Annotated in this window: 19 protein-coding genes; 9 read left to right on the forward strand and 10 right to left on the reverse strand. The window is 70.7% G+C overall.

The genetic code is table 11. From position 1 onward, the window contains the following. Positions 1-138: 138 nt before the first annotated feature. The gene (locus RWH45_RS12865) at positions 139-912 is read left to right on the forward strand and encodes an isoprenyl transferase (protein WP_437127353.1); all 774 of its coding nucleotides are present in this window, start codon (positions 139-141) and stop codon (positions 910-912) included. Positions 913-1159: 247 nt separating this feature from the next. Beyond that, a complete protein-coding gene (gene phoH2 / locus RWH45_RS12870) occupies positions 1160-2521 on the forward strand; it encodes an RNA 5'-3' helicase PhoH2 (protein WP_315995299.1) in 1362 nt (453 codons plus the stop codon). Positions 2522-2836: 315 nt separating this feature from the next. On the opposite strand, the gene RWH45_RS12875 is transcribed toward phoH2, so the two are convergent. From RWH45_RS12875 to xseA, 7 genes are all read right to left on the reverse strand, one after another. Continuing rightward, positions 2837-3493, reverse strand: coding sequence for a response regulator transcription factor (locus tag RWH45_RS12875; RefSeq protein ID WP_315995300.1), 657 nt, complete (start codon positions 3491-3493; stop codon positions 2837-2839). Then, positions 3490-4905 carry a sensor histidine kinase gene (locus tag RWH45_RS12880; protein ID WP_315995301.1) on the reverse strand — a complete coding sequence of 472 codons (1416 nt, stop codon included), beginning with the start codon at positions 4903-4905 and terminating at the stop codon, positions 3490-3492. Before RWH45_RS12880 ends, RWH45_RS12875 begins: the two co-directional genes overlap by 4 nt. Positions 4906-4951: 46 nt before the next feature. Next, complete coding sequence (locus RWH45_RS12885; RefSeq protein WP_315995302.1) at positions 4952-6346, reverse strand: class II fumarate hydratase; 1395 nt, start codon at positions 6344-6346, stop codon at positions 4952-4954. A gap of 74 nt (positions 6347-6420) precedes the next feature. Next, the gene (locus RWH45_RS12890; protein WP_437127346.1) at positions 6421-7077 is read right to left on the reverse strand and encodes a carbonic anhydrase; all 657 of its coding nucleotides are present in this window, start codon (positions 7075-7077) and stop codon (positions 6421-6423) included. Next, positions 7074-7706, reverse strand: coding sequence for a DUF4245 family protein (locus tag RWH45_RS12895; protein WP_315995303.1), 633 nt, complete (start codon positions 7704-7706; stop codon positions 7074-7076). The genes RWH45_RS12890 and RWH45_RS12895 overlap by 4 nt, the downstream gene beginning before the upstream one ends. Next, positions 7706-7936: an exodeoxyribonuclease VII small subunit gene (locus tag RWH45_RS12900; protein WP_295780378.1), complete on the reverse strand. Its 231-nt coding sequence runs from the start codon at positions 7934-7936 to the stop codon at positions 7706-7708. The genes RWH45_RS12895 and RWH45_RS12900 overlap by 1 nt, the downstream gene beginning before the upstream one ends. A gap of 10 nt (positions 7937-7946) precedes the next feature. Beyond that, a complete protein-coding gene (gene xseA / locus RWH45_RS12905; protein ID WP_315995304.1) occupies positions 7947-9299 on the reverse strand; it encodes an exodeoxyribonuclease VII large subunit in 1353 nt (450 codons plus the stop codon). A 128-nt stretch (positions 9300-9427) separates the two neighbouring features. Here xseA and RWH45_RS12910 point away from each other — a divergent pair, with 128 nt between their 5' ends. Genes RWH45_RS12910 through RWH45_RS12930 form a run of 5 tightly spaced genes read left to right on the forward strand, consistent with a single transcriptional unit; the run spans position 9428 to position 12923 of the window. Beyond that, positions 9428-10489: a 4-hydroxy-3-methylbut-2-enyl diphosphate reductase gene (locus tag RWH45_RS12910; protein ID WP_315995305.1), complete on the forward strand. Its 1062-nt coding sequence runs from the start codon at positions 9428-9430 to the stop codon at positions 10487-10489. Then, positions 10486-11079: a DUF6264 family protein gene (locus tag RWH45_RS12915; RefSeq protein WP_315995306.1), complete on the forward strand. Its 594-nt coding sequence runs from the start codon at positions 10486-10488 to the stop codon at positions 11077-11079. Before RWH45_RS12910 ends, RWH45_RS12915 begins: the two co-directional genes overlap by 4 nt. Positions 11080-11131: 52 nt before the next feature. Further along, a complete protein-coding gene (locus RWH45_RS12920) occupies positions 11132-11638 on the forward strand; it encodes a sigma-70 family RNA polymerase sigma factor (RefSeq protein WP_315995307.1) in 507 nt (168 codons plus the stop codon). After that, positions 11635-12336 carry a zf-HC2 domain-containing protein gene (locus tag RWH45_RS12925; RefSeq protein WP_315995308.1) on the forward strand — a complete coding sequence of 234 codons (702 nt, stop codon included), beginning with the start codon at positions 11635-11637 and terminating at the stop codon, positions 12334-12336. The genes RWH45_RS12920 and RWH45_RS12925 overlap by 4 nt, the downstream gene beginning before the upstream one ends. 41 nt (positions 12337-12377) lie before the next feature. Further along, complete coding sequence (locus RWH45_RS12930; protein ID WP_315995309.1) at positions 12378-12923, forward strand: MOSC domain-containing protein; 546 nt, start codon at positions 12378-12380, stop codon at positions 12921-12923. Between the two features lie 247 nt (positions 12924-13170). On the opposite strand, the gene fbaA is transcribed toward RWH45_RS12930, so the two are convergent. Beyond that, the gene (gene fbaA / locus RWH45_RS12935; RefSeq protein ID WP_315995310.1) at positions 13171-14199 is read right to left on the reverse strand and encodes a class II fructose-bisphosphate aldolase; all 1029 of its coding nucleotides are present in this window, start codon (positions 14197-14199) and stop codon (positions 13171-13173) included. A gap of 177 nt (positions 14200-14376) precedes the next feature. Here fbaA and glpX point away from each other — a divergent pair, with 177 nt between their 5' ends. Together glpX and RWH45_RS12945 are read left to right on the forward strand one after the other, a co-directional pair. Beyond that, the gene (gene glpX, locus RWH45_RS12940; protein WP_315995311.1) at positions 14377-15366 is read left to right on the forward strand and encodes a class II fructose-bisphosphatase; all 990 of its coding nucleotides are present in this window, start codon (positions 14377-14379) and stop codon (positions 15364-15366) included. A 252-nt stretch (positions 15367-15618) separates the two neighbouring features. Further along, complete coding sequence (locus RWH45_RS12945) at positions 15619-15831, forward strand: UDP-N-acetylmuramyl pentapeptide phosphotransferase (protein WP_083708993.1); 213 nt, start codon at positions 15619-15621, stop codon at positions 15829-15831. 73 nt (positions 15832-15904) lie between these two features. Here RWH45_RS12945 and RWH45_RS12950 read toward each other — a convergent pair whose 3' ends face one another. After that, entirely contained in the window at positions 15905-17293 is a 1389-nt protein-coding gene (locus tag RWH45_RS12950) for a DNA recombination protein RmuC (RefSeq protein WP_315995312.1), read from the reverse strand. A gap of 137 nt (positions 17294-17430) precedes the next feature. After that, the gene (locus RWH45_RS12955; RefSeq protein ID WP_315995313.1) at positions 17431-18024 is read right to left on the reverse strand and encodes a 3'-5' exonuclease; all 594 of its coding nucleotides are present in this window, start codon (positions 18022-18024) and stop codon (positions 17431-17433) included. Positions 18025-18236: the final 212 nt, after the last annotated feature.

The following is an 18236-nucleotide window of genomic DNA, read 5'->3' on the forward strand; positions in this document are numbered from 1 at the left end:
GGATCACTCCTCGACAGTACGTCCGCTCCCATGCCCCGGGAGGAACATGGGGGCAGCGCTCACCTTTCCCCCAGGAAGCACCACCCGATCCGATGCGGTCGGAAGCGCCCGACGCGGTAGCGTAGGCGGGTGGCGCGCGTGTGGAAGAACGAGGGGCGGGGACCGCTCTACCGTCTCTACATCTCGCGCCTGCGTCGTCGCATGCCGGCCACCGTGCCGCACCACGTCGCCATGATGATCGACGGCAACCGGCGCTGGGCCCGACAACTCGGCTACGACAGCGCCGCGCACGGACATCGCGCCGGAGCGGCCAAGATGCACGAGTTCCTGCGATGGTGCGACGATCTCGGCATCGAGGTGGTCTCGCTCTACCTGCTGTCGAACGACAACCTCGTCAAGCGCGACAGCAAAGAGCTGCAGGACCTGCTCGAGATCATCGCCGAGCTCGCCGGCGAGCTCTCGCGCGAGCCCGACTGGCGCGTCCAGCACGTCGGGCGGGCGGAGGGCCTGCCGCCGGAACTGGCCGAAGTGCTGCACGAGGCCACCGAGCGCACCCGCGGTCACCAGGGCCTGCACGTGAATCTCGCGGTCGGCTACGGAGGGCGCAGCGAGATCGTGGATGCCGTCCGCTCGATCATCGTCAAGCACGACGAGTCGGGCGGGTCGCTCGAAGAGCTCGCCGACAGCCTCACTCCGGAGCAGATCGGCGAGCACCTGTACACCGGTGGTCAGGCCGACCCCGATCTCGTGATCCGCACCTCGGGGGAGCAGCGCCTGAGCGACTTCCTGCTCTGGCAGTCCGCCCACTCGGAGTTCTACTTCGTCGAGGCGCTCGGCCCCGACCTGCGCGAGGTCGACTTCCTTCGGGCGATCCGCGACTTCGCGGCGCGCGACCGCCGCTTCGGACAGTAGACCGGGCCGACGCACGACGCCGGGTTCTCGGCATCCGGTGAACTATCTTCGACCGGCGAACGCCGCGAACACGCTGTTCACGAACTCGTCATATTCGCGGCGTGTTAACGACCCTCGTGGGTGTCGCGGGGTCGTACGGTGATCACATCGGACACGGAGTCCGGTCGAGTCGACCTTCGGATCGCGACTCGTGACCCACAGGTCGACTCGTGACAACCGGGTGCATCACCCGGGTCGGGAGTGGGTTGTGACTGCACGAGCACCGTACGACCAGCGTCACGTCGTCGAGAGCACCGAGTCCGAAGCCGGAGCCGATCAGGCCCTGCGCACGTACGTCCTGGACACCTCCGTCCTGCTGAGCGACCCGCGGGCGTTCTTCCGCTTCGCGGAGAACTCCGTGGTGATCCCCGTCGTGGTGATCATGGAGCTCGAGGGCAAACGTCACGACCCCGAGATCGGCTACTTCGCCCGCCAGGCCCTGCGCCACCTCGACGAACTGCGCATCGAGCACGGCCGCCTCGATTTCCCGGTGCCGGTCGGCGACGAGGGCACGCTCCGCGTCGAGCTGAACAACACCGACCCGTCCGTCCTGCCGTCCGGAATGCGCACCGGCGGCAACGACAGCCGCATCCTCGCGGTGGCCATGAACATCGCCAAGGACGGCGTCGAGGTCACCGTGGTGTCGAAAGACCTGCCGATGCGCGTGAAGGCGGCATCCCTGGGTCTCGCGACGGAGGAGTACCTCGCCGAGCAGGCGATGGACTCGGGCTGGACCGGGATCGCCTCGATCGACGTCTCGGGCGACGAGATCACCGACCTGTACGAGAGCGAGGTCGCCGTCAGCGACGCGGTGGTGGGGCTGCCGGTGAACACCGGGCTCATCATCCACTCGGAGCGGGGATCGGCCCTGGGCCGCGTGACGGGCAAGGGGCAGTACCGCCTCGTGCGCGGCGACCGCGACGCCTTCGGGCTGCACGGGCGCTCGGCGGAGCAGCGGATCGCCCTCGACCTGCTGCTCGATCCCGAGGTCGGCATCGTCTCTCTCGGCGGCCGGGCCGGCACCGGGAAGTCGGCCCTCGCCCTGTGCGCGGCGCTCGAAGCCGTGCTCGAGCGCCAGCAGCAGAAGAAGATCATCGTGTTCCGCCCGCTCTTCGCGGTCGGCGGGCAGGAGCTGGGCTACCTCCCGGGCGACCAGGCCGAGAAGATGGGCCCGTGGGGTCAGGCGGTGTTCGACACGCTGGGTTCGGTGGTCTCGGGCAACGTCCTCGAGGAGGTGCTGGCGCGGGGGCTCCTCGAGGTGCTGCCGCTGACGCACATCCGCGGTCGTTCGCTGCACGACGCGTTCGTGATTGTCGACGAGGCGCAGTCGCTCGAGCGCAACGTGCTGCTCACGGTGCTCAGCCGCATCGGACAGAACTCCCGCGTGGTGCTCACCCACGACGTCGGGCAGCGCGACAACCTGCGCGTGGGGCGTCACGACGGCGTCGCCTCGGTGATCGAGACGCTCAAGGGTCACGGGCTGTTCGGGCACGTCACGCTCACGCGCTCGGAGCGCTCGGCCATCGCCGCACTGGTGACGGAACTGCTGGAGGCCGGCGAACTGTCGTGAATCGAGAAGGAGGGCCGGGATGCCGCGGCATCCCGGCCCTCCTTCGTGCGCGAGCCGGGTTGCCGGAGCGTGCCGCGAAGCGCTGCAGATGAGAGGGTTCTCATCTGCGGCTCTCCGGCTTCTCACGAACGCCAGACAGAGTGGTCACATCGGCGAGGGAGACCTCGCCACCGCCCCGGCGGTTCCCCCTAAGAAAACACGAGGTCCGTGCTCGCGCAGGTCACCGCTCTTCGGGTGAGTCGGAAGACCACCGACGCGATCTCTCTCGAAAACCCCCGGTCGATCCCCCCGCCGGGGGTTTTCGGGGGTTCGGGCTCACTCCCAGCGGTAGCCGGCTCCGCGCACGGTGACGATGTGGGCGGGCCCCACTTTGGCTCGCAGGTAGCGGACGTACACGTCGACGACGTTCGACGTCGGGTCGAAATCCAGGCCCCAGACCCGGCTCAGCAGCTGCTCGCGCGAGAGCACTTGGCCCGCGTGACGGATGAACTCCTCCGCGAGGGCGAACTCGCGGGCGCTGAGATCGACCTCGCGGCTGCCCACCGTCGCGCGGCGGGCGAGGACGTCGAGCGACACGTCGCCGTGCGCCACCGTGATCGTGCCGAGGGTGACGGGCTCGCGCAGCCGGGACCGCACGCGAGCCAGGAGCTCGTCGAACTTGAACGGCTTCGCGACGTAGTCGTTCGCTCCCGCGTCCAGACCGTCGACGGTGTCGCGCGTACTCGTCCGAGCCGTGAGCATGATGACCGGCAGGGTGGAGCCTTGACCGCGCAGGCTCCGCAGCACCTCGAAGCCGTCGAGAGAGGGCAGCCCGACGTCGAGGAGCACGAGGTCGACCTCGCCGGAGAGGGCCGTGTCGAGCGCGTCGACGCCGTCATCGACGATGAGCGTCTGGTAACCGGCCGACTCGAGGCCTTTCGCCACGAACGCGGAGATGCGGTCTTCGTCCTCGGCGATGAGGATGCGGGTCATCCGGTGGCCTCTCTCTGCATGACGACGTCGCCGGCGCGCACGGGCGTCGGCAGCGCGGCGGGGGACTGCGCTCCCGTGAGCGGGATATGCAGCGTGAAGGTGGCGCCGCCTCCCGGCGTGTCGCCGATGGAGCAGTGACCGCCGTGCGCCTTGGCGATGGCATCCACGATCGAGAGCCCGAGCCCCGAGCCGTCGACGCCGCGCCGCGTCGACAGGCGGTCGAACCGCCGGAACACCCGATGCCTCGCGGCCGGGGGGATGCCGGGACCGTGGTCGCGGATCCACAGGTGCGCGGCGGTGTCGTCAGCGGTGCTGCCGATCTCGATCGGTGTCGCCTCGGGGGTGTACTTCGCGGCGTTGTCGGCGAGCTGCAGCCACGCCTGGACCAGGCGGTCGGCGTCGCCCGCGATACGCACGCGTGCGCGCTGCGCCACGCTCCAAGGGTGACCCGGGAGAGCGCCGGCGAGCTCCGCGACGCGGTCGGTCAGGGCGGCGACGTCGATCACCTCGGACGACAACGCATTGGCCTCGACGTCGGCGAGCGTGTCGATGTCGTCGACCAGACGCGTGAGGCGGTCGAGCTCGGCGATTCCGAGCTGACGCGTCTCCTCGACGTCGTGCGGATCGGCCGGGTCCATCATCTCGAGGTGGCCGCGGACGATGGTGATCGGCGTCTTCAGCTCGTGGCGCACGTCGTCGAGCAACTGACGCTGCGCCTCGACAGACATCGCGAGGCGGTCGAGCATGGAGTTGACCGACGTGGTCAGATCGGAGATCTCGTCGTTACCGTGCGCGCGCAAGCGCGTGCCGAGGTCGTCGATCGTGATCGAGTCCGCTGTGTCGCGCAAACGCCTCAGGGGGGAGAAGAGCCGTCCGGTGACGAACCACCCGACCGCGCCCACCACGACGAGCACGGCGAGGGCCGTGGATGCATAGGTGACGGAGGACAACGCCACCAGCTCCATGCGCTGGTCGATCGAGATGACCTGCACGACATAGCCGCCGGATGCCGCCGCAGCGGCGTACATGACCGGTCCTCGGGTGCTGTCGAGGCGGCCGGTGAGGCGCCCGTCGGTGATCGCGCGATCGAGCGCATCGACGAGCCCCTGGTCATCCCCGACGGCGAGACCGGGGGGCGACGGAGTCGCGGCGAGCACGCGCGCGTCGTCGACGGCGAGAGTGCCGTCGGTGCGGCCGGGGATCACCGCGTCGACGAGGTCGGCCGCGGTCTCGTCGCTGGTGGCGACCGTGGCGACGAAGCCGTCGAGCTGACGCTGCGCATTGGCGAGCACCCGGTCGCGCTGGACGAGGAAGGTGACCCCGCCCGCGACGATCATGCCGAGAAGCACGACGCCGAGGAGCGCCCCGAGGAGTCGCACCCGCGTCGAGACAGGTCTCGTCGCGGGGCTCATCCTTCGATTATGGCGCGCCTCGGCGTCGGAGGTGGTGCGTGTCGATTCAGCCCGGGTGGGTCATCGACAGCAGGTCGAGCTTCGCGTCGAGCACCTCTTCGGTGATCTCGCCGCGCTCCACGTAGCCGAGGTCGATGACGGCCTCGCGGACGGTGATGCCCTTCGCCACGGAGTGCTTGGCGATCTTCGCGGCCGCTTCGTACCCGATGACCTTGTTCAGCGGCGTCACGATCGACGGCGACATCCCGGCGAACGCCTCGGCGCGGCCGACGTTGGCTTCGAGGCCGTCGATGGTCTTGTCGGCGAGGACGCGCATCGCGTTCGAGAGGAGGCGGATCGATTCCAGCAGCGCGGTGCCCATGACGGGGATGGCCACGTTGAGCTCGAACGAACCGGACGCGCCGGCCCAGGCGACGGTGGCGTCGTTTCCGATGACGCGGGCGCACACCATGAGGGTGGCCTCGGGCACGACGGGGTTCACCTTGCCGGGCATGATCGAGGAGCCGGGCTGCAGGTCGGGGATGTGGAGCTCGCCGAGACCGGTGTTCGGGCCCGAACCCATCCAGCGGATGTCGTTGTTGATCTTCGTCAGCGACACCGCGATCGTGCGGAGGGCGCCGGAGGCCTCGACGAGTCCGTCGCGGTTGGCCTGCGCCTCGAAGTGGTCCTTCGCCTCGGTGATGGGCAGCTCGGTCTCTTCCGCGAGCAGCTCGATGACCTTCTGCGGGAAGCCGAGGGGGGTGTTGATCCCGGTGCCGACGGCGGTGCCGCCGAGGGGCACCTCGCCCACGCGGGGGAGCACCGCCTGCACGCGCTCGATGCCCAGACGCATCTGCCGCGCGTAGCCGCCGAACTCCTGACCGAGGGTGACGGGAGTGGCATCCATCAGGTGGGTGCGGCCCGACTTCACGATGCCCTTCCAGGCGTCGGCCTTGGCCTCGAGGGCGACCGAGAGGTGCTCGAGTGCCGGGATGAGGTCGGTGATGAGCGCCTGGGTCACGGCGATGTGGACCGAGGTCGGGAAGACGTCGTTCGACGACTGCGAGGCGTTGACGTGATCGTTGGGGTGGACGGTCGACCCCAGGATGCCCGTGGCCAGCGTCGCCAGCACCTCGTTCATGTTCATGTTCGACGACGTGCCGCTACCGGTCTGGTACGTGTCGACGGGGAAATGCGCGTCGTGGCGGCCCGTGATGACCTCGTCGGCGGCCTGCGCGATCGCGTCGGCGATGGCGCCGTCGAGCGTGCCGAGGTCTTTGTTGGCGAGCGCCGCGGCCTTCTTGATGCGCGCCAGAGCGGCGATCTGGGTCGACTCGAGACCCTTCCCCGAGATCGGGAAGTTCTCGACCGCGCGCTGGGTCTGCGCGGCGTACAGGGCGTCCTTGGGTACCCGCACCTCACCCATGGTGTCGTGTTCGATGCGGTACTCGGTGTCGGTCACGTCGTCGTTCCTCCAGGTCAGTCGTTCGGTTTCTCAGGTGCGCGGGGGTCGGGCGCGTCTCGGGTGCGCGGTTCTCAGATGCGCGCGTCGTCGACGTCGCCCACGATGACGACGGGGAAGGCTTCCCCCTCGTCGAGACGGTAGTTCGCGCCCACGACGGCTGTGCGTCCCTCGGCCACGGCTTCGCTGATCAGCTCCGAGGCGCGCAGCAGGTCGGCCACGGTGTGGCGCAGGTGCTCACGGCCCACCAGCTCGGGGTCGACGTGGTCGGGCAGGTGCCCGTCGACGGCGTTCTCGCGCTGGACACGGCGCACGGCCGGCACGATCGGGGCGATCTGCCGCCAGATGTAGGCGGGGAGGGTCGGGGCGTCGACGCCCGTGCTGTCGATGGCCGCGCCGACGGCGCCGCAGGCGTCGTGTGCGAGCACCACGATGAGCGGGACCTCGAGCACACCCACGGCGTATTCGAGGCTGCCGATGACGGAGTCCGAGATGACCTGCCCGGCGTTGCGCACGACGAAGAGGTCGCCGAGCCCCTCGTCGAAGATGATCTCGGCGGCGAGACGAGAGTCGGAGCACCCGAACAGCGCTGCGGTCGGGTGCTGCGAGCTGGCGAGCTCGGCGCGACGCTCGACGTCCTGACGGGGGTGGGCGGGTTCGCCGGCGACGAAGCGTCGGTTGCCCTCCACCATCTGCTGCCACACCTGACGGGGGGTCATGCGCTCGCTCACGGGACCTCTCTCAACTGCTCGATCTGCGACGTCACGGATGCGGCCGCCAGGGCCGCGGTCTCGGGTGCGGCATCGCCGTACACGAGGACGTAGTCGGGGCCGGCCGGGGTGGCCAGGGCGTAGTCGATGTTGCCCGTCCCGGAAGGGTTGGCGGGGCGGTAGACGTTCCAGGTGATGCCGTCGATGTCGACCGTCTCGGCACTGCGTGTGCCGTCGAGCACCTGCCCGACCCAGTTCTCGTCGGCGTCGAACCCCTGTGCGACGCGGAGGAACCCGGATTCGCCGGAGCGGACGTAGACCATCGTCCACGCTTCGGTGCCGCCGACGCCTTCGATCGTGGCCTGGTTGACCCGCCACCCGTCGCCGAGCGACGGGGAGAGCACGGGGCGCCCGAGGTCCGCCTCGATGCCGGCCGCGAGGGCGGGCACGTCAGGGGCGGGGGGCGGCGTCGGCTCACCGCGCGGGACGCCCGCGACCACCACGAACACGACGGCGACCGTCACCAGCAGGGCGGCGATGAGGTTGCGGAAGGTCTTGCTCGAGCGGTACCGACGCGAGGACTCCGCCTTGCGGTCGGCGGTCTCCTGCGGGGTCTCGGGGCGGCCGAGATGGGCGACGACGCGGGCCATCAGTCGTCGTCCCCTTCGCCGCGTGCGGCGTCGAGGCGGCGCTTGGCCCCCAGCAGCCACTCTTCGCAGCGCGCATAGAGCTTCTCGCCGCGCTCCCAGAGAGCCAGGGACTCCTCGAGCGTGGGGGCTCCCTGCTCGAGCTCGGCGACCACGCGCACCAGCTCGTCGCGGGCCTGCTCGAACGACAGGGAGGCGACGTCGGCAGCGGGGCCGGGGGTCGTCGCGGTCATGGCATCCATTCTAGGCGGCCCCGCCGGCGGAGCCGGCGTCGGGTGCCTCGTCGTCGAACGGAGCGGCGGCGGGGGAGGAACCGTGGGGAACGGCATCCGGGACGACGCCCTCCGAGGTCGTCGCGACCGTGCCCTGTTCGAGCGTCAGTCGCAGCGCGGTCCCCGCGGGGGCATCGGCCGCGTCGCGCAGCACCGCCCCGTCGGGCAGCTGTGCGATGGCGTACCCCCGGGCGAGGGTGGCCACGGGCGAGAGGGCGCGCAGCCCCGCGCTCAGCTCGCGCGTGCGCCGCCGTTCGCTCTCGAGGCGGCGATCGACGATGTCGCGGCCGCGGTTCGACAGCATCCACAGCTCCTGAGCGCGGGAGGTGAGCATGGCGTGCGGGGTGCGCAGAGCAGGACGCGAGCGGATCTGCTCCAGTTGGGCGATGTCGTGGACAACGCGCTGCGTCAGGCGCCCGGTCAGCCGCGCGCGCAGCTGGGCCACCAGCGCGCGCTGCTCGCTCACGTCGGGGACCACGCGCTTGGCCGCGTCGGTCGGCGTCGAGGCGCGCACGTCGGCGACCTCGTCGAGCAGCGGGCGGTCGTTCTCGTGGCCGATGGCGCTGACGATCGGCGTGGATGCCGCGGCCACCGCGCGCAGCAGACGCTCGTCGCTGAAGCCGAGCAGGGTCTGGGGATCGCCGCCCCCGCGCGCGATCACGATCACGTCGACCTCGGGGTCGGCATCCAGGGCCTTCAGCGCCGCGATGGTCTCGGGCACGCAGCGATCGCCCTGCACCGCCGCGTGCTTCGTGCGGAAGTGCACGCGCGGCCAGCGCAGTTCGGCGTTGCGATGCACGTCTTTCTCGGCGTCCGAATTCTCGCCGGTGATGAGTCCGATGCACTGGGGGAGGAAGGGCAGGCGCTTCTTGCGCGCGGGGTCGAAAAGCCCCTCGGATCGCAGCTGCACCCGCAGCCTCTCGAGACGCTCGAGCTGCTCGCCCAGGCCCACGTGGCGCATCGCCGAGATCGCGAACGAGAAGTCGCCGGTGCGGGGGAAATAATCGGCCTTGACGCACGCCACGACGTGATCGCCGACCTGCAGGTCTTTCGGCAGGCGTGCGAGCGTGCTCGACCAGATCCGGAACGACACCGTCGACTCGGTGCCCAGGTCTTTCAACCGCCCGAAGACGTTGCCGCCGCGGCGGTTGAACGAGGTGATCTCGCCCTCGACCCACACGGAGCCCCACCGCTCGATGAAGCCGCGGATGGTGTCGTTCAGGCGCGAGACGGAGGTGGGCGCGTCGGTCCGCGAATCGCGGGGGTGCACGCTGTCGGCCGGTGGGGCCTGGCCGGGGATGGTCTCGGGCTGGAAGGAGGTCATGAGGTCCGCTCGAATACATGCCGACGTCGGCGGGAGGGGCGGGGCGGGGAAGGGGTCATCGTATCCGTGCGCGTAGCGGTGGGGGGAGGTTCGGCCGGTGTCCAGGGGCGCCCCGGTAGAATCGAGGGGTGAGCTCACCTGCCGTCCACCTGCCCGTTCCCCGTATCCCGGGTCGACGCGGGCGGCTCCAGGATATCCCCGTCAACGGACAGAAGAAGGTGCTGCTGGCCGCGCCCCGCGGGTATTGCGCGGGTGTCGACCGCGCCGTGATCGCCGTCGAGAAGGCGCTCGAGCGCTACGGGGCGCCGGTGTACGTGCGCAAGCAGATCGTGCACAACATCCACGTCGTCACCGAGCTCGAGAAGAAGGGGGCGATTTTCGTCGAGGAGGTCGACGAGGTCCCCTCCGGGGCGCATGTCGTCTTCAGCGCGCACGGCGTCTCGCCGGCGGTGGTCTCGGCGGCATCCGATCGGGGTCTGCAGGCGATCGATGCGACCTGCCCCCTCGTCACGAAGGTGCACCGCGAGGCCGTGCGGTTCGCGCGCGACGACTTCGAGATCCTCCTGATCGGTCACGAGGGACACGAGGAGGTCGAGGGCACGGCCGGCGAGGCTCCCGAGCACGTCACCGTCGTCAACTCGCCCGACCACGCCGACACCATCGAGGTGCGCGACCCGTCGAAGGTCGTGTGGCTGTCGCAGACCACGCTCTCGGTCGACGAGACGATGGAGACCGTCCGGCGCCTGCGCGAGCGCTTCCCCGAACTGCAGGACCCGCCCTCCGACGACATCTGCTACGCCACCCAGAACCGCCAGGTCGCGATCAAGAAGGTCGCCGTCGGCGCGGATCTCGTGATCGTGGTGGGGTCGGCGAACTCCTCCAACAGCGTGCGTCTCGTCGAGGTCGCCCTCGAGCACGGCGCCAAGGCCGCCTACCGCGTCGACTACGTCGACGAGGTCAAGCAGGAGTGGCTCGAGGGCGTTCAGACCGTCGGCGTCACCAGTGGCGCCTCGGTGCCCGAGGTGCTCGTGACCGAGGTGCTCGAGGAGCTCGCCGGTGCCGGATACCGTGACGTCGAAGAGGTGCGCACCGCCGAGGAGGACCTGATCTTCTCGCTCCCCAAGGAGCTGCGCCAGGATGCCGCCGGCAAGCGCGACAGCCGGGCCCTCGGCGGCCGGGGTCGCGCGTGAGCGACGACTCCCGCTCGTCGGACGAGGGTGGCGGTGTCGAGCGTCCCCGCCCGCAGTACGGCGAATACGCCACGGCCGAGGAGCAGCGCGCCCGCATCCAGCGGCCCGAGGTGACGGAGGCGCTCGACGCCGGTGTCGCGCCGCAGCCGCAGCCGCAGCCGCAGGCCGCCCCCGTCGCGGACGCGCCTGCGGGCTTCGTCGCGCCCGCCACGCGCGGGGCGCGCGTGGACCGCATCGTCACCTTCGGGCTGCTCTTCTACGGCCTGTTCTCGGTGGTCACGACCATCGTGCAGCTGCTGAACTTCCCCGAGTACGCCGAGCGCGGCGCCCAGATGCTGGGTGTGACGGCGACGTTCACGAACCTCTCGGCCGGGTACGTCTGGGGTGCCGCCGCCGCCCTCGTGTACGGCGTCGGCTGGCTGCTGACGGCCGTGTTCACCTGGCGGCGTCTGCGACGCGGCCGGGTCGCGTTCTGGATCCCCCTCGTCGGGTTCGTCGCGACGGCGCTCATCGCCGGCATCTGCGTGACGATGGCCCTCGTCGGCGACGCGACCTTCATGTCGGCGATCCTCGACAGCGTTCCGAACTGAACCGCGAGGCCCGGCATCCCGTGTCCCCTGTGAGCGAGGGAGAGGGGATGCCGTGGCGAGAGACGAACACGCGCAGCTGACGGCGCTGTACGACGCGCACGCCACCCCCGTCTGGCGCTACGTCGTGAGCTTGACCGGCGACCACGCCGGAGCCGACGACATCGTGCAGGAGACGCTGCTGCGGGCGTGGCGGACGCCGCGGGTGATGAGCGACGACCCGGCATCGCTGCGGTCGTGGATGTACACGGTCGCCCGCAACCTCGTGATCGACGAGGCGCGCAGCGCCCGGAGGCGGCACGAGCAGCCCGTCGACGAGCTGCCCGAGACGGCGCGGGACGACGACACGGATGCCATGTTCGACGCGCTCCTCGTCGAGGAAGCGCTCGCGACGCTCACGCCCGACCACCGGGCGGTGATCGTCAGCGCGTACTACGGCGGACGCAGCGTCGCTCAGACGGCGGAGGAGCTCGGCATCCCCTCCGGGACCGTCAAGTCGCGACTGCACTACGCGGTGCGAGCGCTGCGGCTCGCCCTGCAGGAGAGAGGGGTGACCCGGTGAACGTCGACCACGAGCGTCTGTCGAGCTGGGACGGCGCCTATGTACTCGGAGCGCTGTCGGCTCCGGATCGTGCGGAGTTCGAGGCCCACCTCGCCGTGTGCGCGGACTGCCGCGCCGCGGTCGCCGAGTTCGCGCCGACCGCGGGACTGCTGTCCCGCCTGTCGGCCGAGCGCGCCCGCGCGATCAGCCCCAGCACGGGCCACGTGCCCCTGGCCGCCCCGGACCCGACCCTGCGCACCCGCGTGCTGGACACGGCGAGACGCCGGCGTCGACGCCGCGCGACCGGGTGGGTGCTCGCGGCATCGATCGCGCTCGTCGCGATCGCCGTGCCCGGCGTCGTCGCGGTGAACAGCGCCGTGTCGTCGTCGGGAACGGTGTACGCGTTGGACGGCGTGGCGGGCGCGCCCCTGGAGGCGTCGGTCAAGCTGACCTCTGCCCCGTGGGGCACGCGCATCGACCTCGTGTGCCAGTACACCGGCCAGGTGCTCGACGCTCCTCCCGGGGGCTGGCCGTACGCGCTCGCCATCACCGACGACACCGGAGCGACGAGTGTGTTGTCGACCTGGCGCGCCGGTCCGGGATCGACGACCGAGTTGAGCGCCGGCACCGATCTGGCGGCCGCCGACATCGGGTCGGTCGAGATCCGTACCCTCGACGGCGACACGGTCGTCATGCGGCGGGAGTTCTCGACGCCCTGACCGAGTGCGGGCCCACGGTGCCGACGCTCTAGCATCGACCCATGCCCCGTCTCGTCGCCGTCTGCGCCGTTCACGAATTGCATCCGGATGCCGGCTCCGTCGGCGTTACCGCGATCGACAAGCGCGCACTCGATGGCCCCGTTCGCGTCGGCACGCTCGGGGTGCGCGCCGACGTGCAGGCGAGTCGCAAGCACCACGGCGGTCGTGACAAGGCGGTCTACGCCTATGCGGCGGAGGATGCAGCGTTCTGGGAGGACGCACTCGGGCGCGACCTGCACGCGGGATGGTTCGGCGAGAACCTGCGCGTGGAGGGCCTCGATGTCAACGGGGCCCGCATCGGGGAGGTGTGGCGCATCGGCGACACCGTCGAGGTGGAGGTGACGATGCCCCGCACGCCCTGCGCGACCTTCGCGCGCTGGGTCGGCGGCGCGGCGGCGCGCGGGTGGGTCAAGCGCTTCTCGGACGAGGGCAGGCTGGGAGCGTACCTGCGGGTGCGCCGGGCGGGCGAGGTGCGGGCGGGGGATGCGATCGAGGTCGTGTCGTCGCCCGAGGGGGCGCCGACGGTGCTCGAGGTGTACCGCAGCTGAGTGGCCCGTCCGAGCGCGCCCGCCGTCGTGGGGCCCGCGCTCCGGGACGCTCCTGCGGGCTCAGTCCCGCTGCGGCGCGCGAGGCTGCGCGGTGCTGACGTCTCGGGTGCAGGCCGGCGCCGAGATGTCGGTGGGATGCCGTCTCGCCGTGGGTGGCGGGAGGGGCGGGGTGGAGCGCCGGGGGCGCGGCATCCGGAAACGACGAACGCCCCGACCGGAGCCGGGGCGTTCGCGGGGTGACGAGGGGTCAGCTCTGGGACTGGCCGTACGAGCCGAGCTGCTTCGTGGCCTCGACCACGCGGACGGCCATGGCCGACTCGGCGACCTTGCCCCACGCGCGGGGGTCGTACTGCTTCTTGTTGCCGACTTCGCCGTCGAGCTTCAGCACGCCCTCGTAGTTGGAGAACATGTAGCCCGCGATCGAGCGCGTGAAGGCGTACTGGGTGTCGGTGTCGATGTTCATCTTGATGACGCCGTTGGCGACCGCGAGGGCGATCTCCTCGTCGGTCGATCCGCTGCCGCCGTGGAAGACGAGGTCGAGGGGCTTGGGGCCGGTGCCGAACTTCGCAGCGATGCCCTCCTGGATCTCGCCCAGCAGCTCGGGGCGGAGCTTGACGCCACCGGGCTTGTACACGCCGTGGACGTTGCCGAAGGTGAGGGCCGAGATGTAGCGGCCGTTCTCGCCGAGGCCGAGGCGCTCGACGGCCTTGGTCACGTCGGCGACCGTCGTGTAGAGAGCCTCGTTCGAGCCCTCGTGCTGCACGCCGTCTTCTTCGCCGCCGACCACGCCGACCTCGATCTCGAGGATGGCGTTGATGTTCTTCAGTCGGGGGAGGAGCTCCGCGGCGATGTCGATGTTCTCGTCGAGAGGAACGGCCGAGCCGTCCCACATGTGCGACTGGAAGATCGGGTTGCGTCCGGCCTTGACCTCTTCTTCGGAGGCCTCGAGCAGGGGGAGGACGAAGCCGGGGAGGGCGTCCTTGGGGCAGTGGTCGGTGTGGAGCGCGACGGTGATGGGGTAGTTCTTCGCGACCTCGGTCACGTACTTCGCGAAGGCGAGGGCACCGGTGGCGCGGGCCTTGACGGTGTGACCGGCGAAGTAGTCGGCACCACCGGTGGTGACCTGGAGGATGCCGTCGGAGCCGGCCTCGGTCAGGCCCTGGAGCACCGAGTTGATGGTCTGCGAGCTCGAGACGTTGATCGCGGGGTACGCGAAGCCGCCGGCCTTCGCGCGGTCCAGCATGTCGGCGTACTGCTCAGGGGAAGCGACGGGCATGGAGGTGCTCCTTGGTGTTGTCGGGACACCGTCAGCCTAGCGAAGGCGCCGGATCGTGACGGTGTCGGTGCGACAGGAACCGGGCAGTTCTGTCGATTCGTTAAGAACGTCGATTCCTTCGGGTCTGGGCGGTGGAAAACCGCCGAATGTGTCGACTCTGCTGGATACAGTGGGCCCATGGTGAGCCTGACTGCCGACATGAGTCCTCTGCACCCCGACCGCAACCTGGCTCTGGAGTTGGTGAGGGCGACGGAGGCGGCATCCATCCGGGCCGTTCCCTTCATCGGGCGGGGCGACAAGGAGGCGGCCGACGGTGCGGCGGTCGACGCGATGCGCGCGTTCTTCAGCACCGTGAACTTCGACGGCACGATCGTCATCGGAGAGGGCGAGAAGGACAACGCCCCGATGCTCTACAACGGGGAGCGCGTCGGGAGCGGCCGCGGACCCCGGTGCGACGTCGCGGTCGACCCCATCGACGGCACGTCGCTGACCGCTGCCGGGCGGCAGAACGCGCTCTCGGTGATCGCGGTGTCCGACCAGGGGACGATGCTCGATGCGTCGAGCGTCTTCTACATGGACAAGCTCGTCACGGGCCCCGCCGGTGTCGGCGTGGTCGACATCCGCCTGCCCATCGGCGAGAACATCCGTCTGCTGGCCAAGGCGCTCGGCAAGCCCGTCGACGAGATCGTGGTGTCGGTGCTCAACCGCCCCCGTCACGAGCAGCTCATCGCGGACATCCGCGACGCCGGCGCCGGAACCCGCCTCATGAGCGACGGTGACGTGGCCGGGGGGATCAACGCCGCCCGGCACAACGCCCGCACCGACATGTGCGTCGGCATCGGCGGCAGCCCCGAGGGCATCGTCACCGCGTGCGCGATCAAGGCCCTGGGCGGTCACATCCAGGGCGTGCTCGCGCCCCGCACCGACGACGAGAAGCAGAAGGGCCAGGATGCCGGCCTGAAGATCGACGGCACGGTCTACGAGGCCGACGACCTGGTGAAGGGCAAGAACACGATCTTCGTCGCCACGGGTGTGACCGACGGTCAGCTCGTGCAGGGCGTGCGGCGCGACGGCGACTTCATCTACACCGAGAGCGTCGTTCTCCGTGGGGCTTCGGGCACGCTGCGCCGGATCTCGTCGGAGCACCTGACATCGAAGTGGCTCTGACGCCGGGCGCCGTCGGCGGCGGACGCGCCTGACGGCCCGGGACGCGGGGCGCTGCCCGCGGCGGACGCGCCGGACGGCCCGGGAGACGCGAGGCGCTGTCCGCGGCGGGTGCACCCGACCGCTTCGACGTGCAGCTACAGCCGGGCGTGTCGTTGCGCAAGCGTGACCGGTCGCGCGCACGTCGTCTGGCAGAATCTCAAGGAGTGTCAACGGCGACGCTGTGTTCTTCCGAGACCCGAAGGGGGATCGTCCATGGCAACAGCTCCGACGAATCAGACCGCACCTCAGACAGGTGCGCAGGCGGTCATCGCCAGCGCCGTCGACCCGGCTCGACGTCCCGACGTCCTTCTCCGCGTCCGTCGCGATGAGGGCCATGAAGTCAGCGCGTGGTGGATGGTCGGGGCGTTCGTCGCCGTCTCCGCCGCCGTGGTCAGCCTGCTGAGTTGGGTTCCCGGGGGGGCCTGAGTCTCGCGTTCTCGCACCGGGTCGATCCCTTGGGGTCGGCCCGGTTTCGCGTGGAGGGGCGGCAGCGGGGTGCTCAGGGCTCAGAGCGATTTCCGGGTTCGTCGAGCAACCCGGCTCGCGCGCGGACGCCACCCAGATCGGCGTACGCGGACGACGCGCCGGTGTCGGCGGGCAACGCGTCGACGGGCGGCACACGGGAGGGTGACGCGTCACCGGCGGAGTCGTCATCGCCCGTGGTCGTGCCGAGGTCGAGCATCTCCGGCGCGGTCCAGCGGCGCGGTGCGGCGTCGAGCGCGGGGGGAGCAGCGACGGATGCGAGCTTCGTCTCGTCGATGCCGGGGAATTTGCGAGCGGTGACGAGCACACGCGATTCGAGCGACCCCGCGAACCGGTTGTAGCTGTCGACCGTCTTCTCGATCGCGCGACGCAGGTCGTTGGCGTGACCGGCGAGGACCCCGACGCGTTCGTACAGCTCGGTACCGAGGTGGAAGAGCGTGCGGGCCTCGTCGGAGACGTCCTGCTGCGTCCAGGTGAAGGCCACCGTCTTCAGCACCGCCCAGAGGTTGACGGGGGAGGCCAGGGCGACGCGTCGCGCGAAGGCGTACTCGAGGAGCGTCGGGTCTTCGTCGAGGGCGGAGGCCAGGAGCGACTCGCTGGGCAGGAAGCACACCACGAACTCGGGGCTCGTGGTCAGGCCCGCCCAATACGCCTTCTTCGCGAGGGCGTCGACGTGCGCCCGCACCGCTCGGGCGTGCTTGCTGAGGAGGGCGGCGCGGCGCGCGCCCTCGTCTCCGTGTGCGGTCACCGCGATGGCGCTGGCCTGCAGGTAGGCCTCGAGAGGGACCTTGGCATCCACCGCGAGGGCTTTGCCGCCGGGAAGACGCACCACCATGTCGGGGCGGCCCGCGCCGGCGTCGCTCGAGATCGCCGCCTGGAGGTCGAAGTCGACGTAGCGGGTGAGCCCGGCGGCCTCGACGACGCGTCGCAGCTGCGTCTCGCCCCACACTCCGCGCGTCGTGCCCGATCGCATCGCCGAGGCGAGCGATTCAGTGGTGGCGCGCAGCGCCTCGTCTGCCTCGCGGGAGAGTCGCAGTTGCTCGCCGAGCGCGGAGTACTGCTCGACCCGGTCGCGCTCCAGCCCGTCGACCTTGCGCTGCATCGCGTCGAGGGTCTCGCGGACGGGGTCGAGGGCGCGCAGCACGGTCTGCTCGCGACGCTCTCGTTCTTCGCGTGCGGCCTGATCGGCCCGGGACTGGCCCACGAGCTCGCGGTACATCGCCGCCTGATGCTCGAGCTGCTGCTGCAACCCCGCGCGCGCGGTCTCGGCCGCGATTGCGCGAGTCTCGAGACCGCGCTGCTCGGCGGCGCTGCGCGCGGACGTGCGGGCACCGGCGATGAACCAGCCGCCGGCGACGCCGAGCGCCAGGGCGAGGATCACGAGGACGAGGGTGATGGCATCCATGGGGTCAGCATGCCCCACACCTCCGACATCGCCGGAAAGACGGGCCGGGCGGGCTCGGGCGACGGGTGCGGAGTGGGCGGGCGGTCCTGGGCCGCGAGCGAGCGTGCGGATGACCGAAGGGCGTCGTCCGGAAGGGGTCAGGCGACGGCGCGCTCGGCCGGTTCGACGGCGATCTGCGAGATGCGCACGCCGAGATGCGCCGCGAGACCCTGCACGTCGTCGACCCCGGCGCGGCGGGCGCAGTCGATCGTGATCTCCGCGCACGCGACCGCGTCGGCGAGCGCGTCGTGGTGCGCGAACGGCGAGCATCCCGCTTCGGCGGCGACGAGCGGCAAACGGTAGGAGTCGAGCGTGTAGGTCTTGCGCGACATCTGCACGCTGCAGAGATAGCGGTACGGCGGGCATTCGTCGCCCGTCGCCGCGCACGCCCGTCGGAGCACCGACATGTCGAACCCGGCGTTGTGCGCCACGAGCACGTCGGAGCCGGCGAAGGCCGTGAGCCGTGCGAGCTGGGCGCTCCACGACGGCGCGTCCACGACGTGGGCGGGCTGTATGCCGTGGATGCCGATGTTGATCGGCGCGAAGTGGTCGTGTCCGGGCGGCGGCTTGATGAGCCACGCCGCGGTCGCCACCACTCGTCCTCCGCGGACGCGGGCGAGGCCCACGGCGCACGCGGACGCACCGCTGGAATTCGCCGTCTCGAAGTCGATCGCGGTGAAATCCAGAGCCACGCATCCACCCTGCGCCGCCGGGACCGCGTCGGGAGGGAGGCGCGCCGGGGTCGGCGTCGCACCGGCGTGCGGATACGTCCTCGTGGCGCGACCGCGCGTCGATGGCGCCGCACAGGGGTCGTGGCGGACGTGCCCGCCGATGGCATCCGGGGCCGCGGTGGGGGCCGTGGCTCCCGGGCGGGCCGGCGCGCGGGAGCATGGAGTGCGTGTCG

Source organism: Microbacterium galbum, assembly GCF_032464915.1.
Lineage (GTDB): Bacteria > Actinomycetota > Actinomycetes > Actinomycetales > Microbacteriaceae > Microbacterium > Microbacterium galbum.

Coding starts and splice junctions, on each gene's coding strand:
- RWH45_RS12880 (WP_315995301.1), bottom strand. CDS start 4,905: ATGAGCCCCGCGACGAGACCTGTCTCGACGCGGGTGCGACTCCTCGGG.
- RWH45_RS12900 (WP_295780378.1), bottom strand. CDS start 7,936: ATGACCGCGACGACCCCCGGCCCCGCTGCCGACGTCGCCTCCCTGTCG.
- glpX (WP_315995311.1), top strand. CDS start 14,377: ATGGTGAGCCTGACTGCCGACATGAGTCCTCTGCACCCCGACCGCAAC.
- RWH45_RS12945 (WP_083708993.1), top strand. CDS start 15,619: ATGGCAACAGCTCCGACGAATCAGACCGCACCTCAGACAGGTGCGCAG.
- fbaA (WP_315995310.1), bottom strand. CDS start 14,199: ATGCCCGTCGCTTCCCCTGAGCAGTACGCCGACATGCTGGACCGCGCG.
- xseA (WP_315995304.1), bottom strand. CDS start 9,299: ATGACCTCCTTCCAGCCCGAGACCATCCCCGGCCAGGCCCCACCGGCC.
- RWH45_RS12895 (WP_315995303.1), bottom strand. CDS start 7,706: ATGGCCCGCGTCGTCGCCCATCTCGGCCGCCCCGAGACCCCGCAGGAG.
- RWH45_RS12950 (WP_315995312.1), bottom strand. CDS start 17,293: ATGGATGCCATCACCCTCGTCCTCGTGATCCTCGCCCTGGCGCTCGGC.
- RWH45_RS12875 (WP_315995300.1), bottom strand. CDS start 3,493: ATGACCCGCATCCTCATCGCCGAGGACGAAGACCGCATCTCCGCGTTC.
- RWH45_RS12930 (WP_315995309.1), top strand. CDS start 12,378: ATGCCCCGTCTCGTCGCCGTCTGCGCCGTTCACGAATTGCATCCGGAT.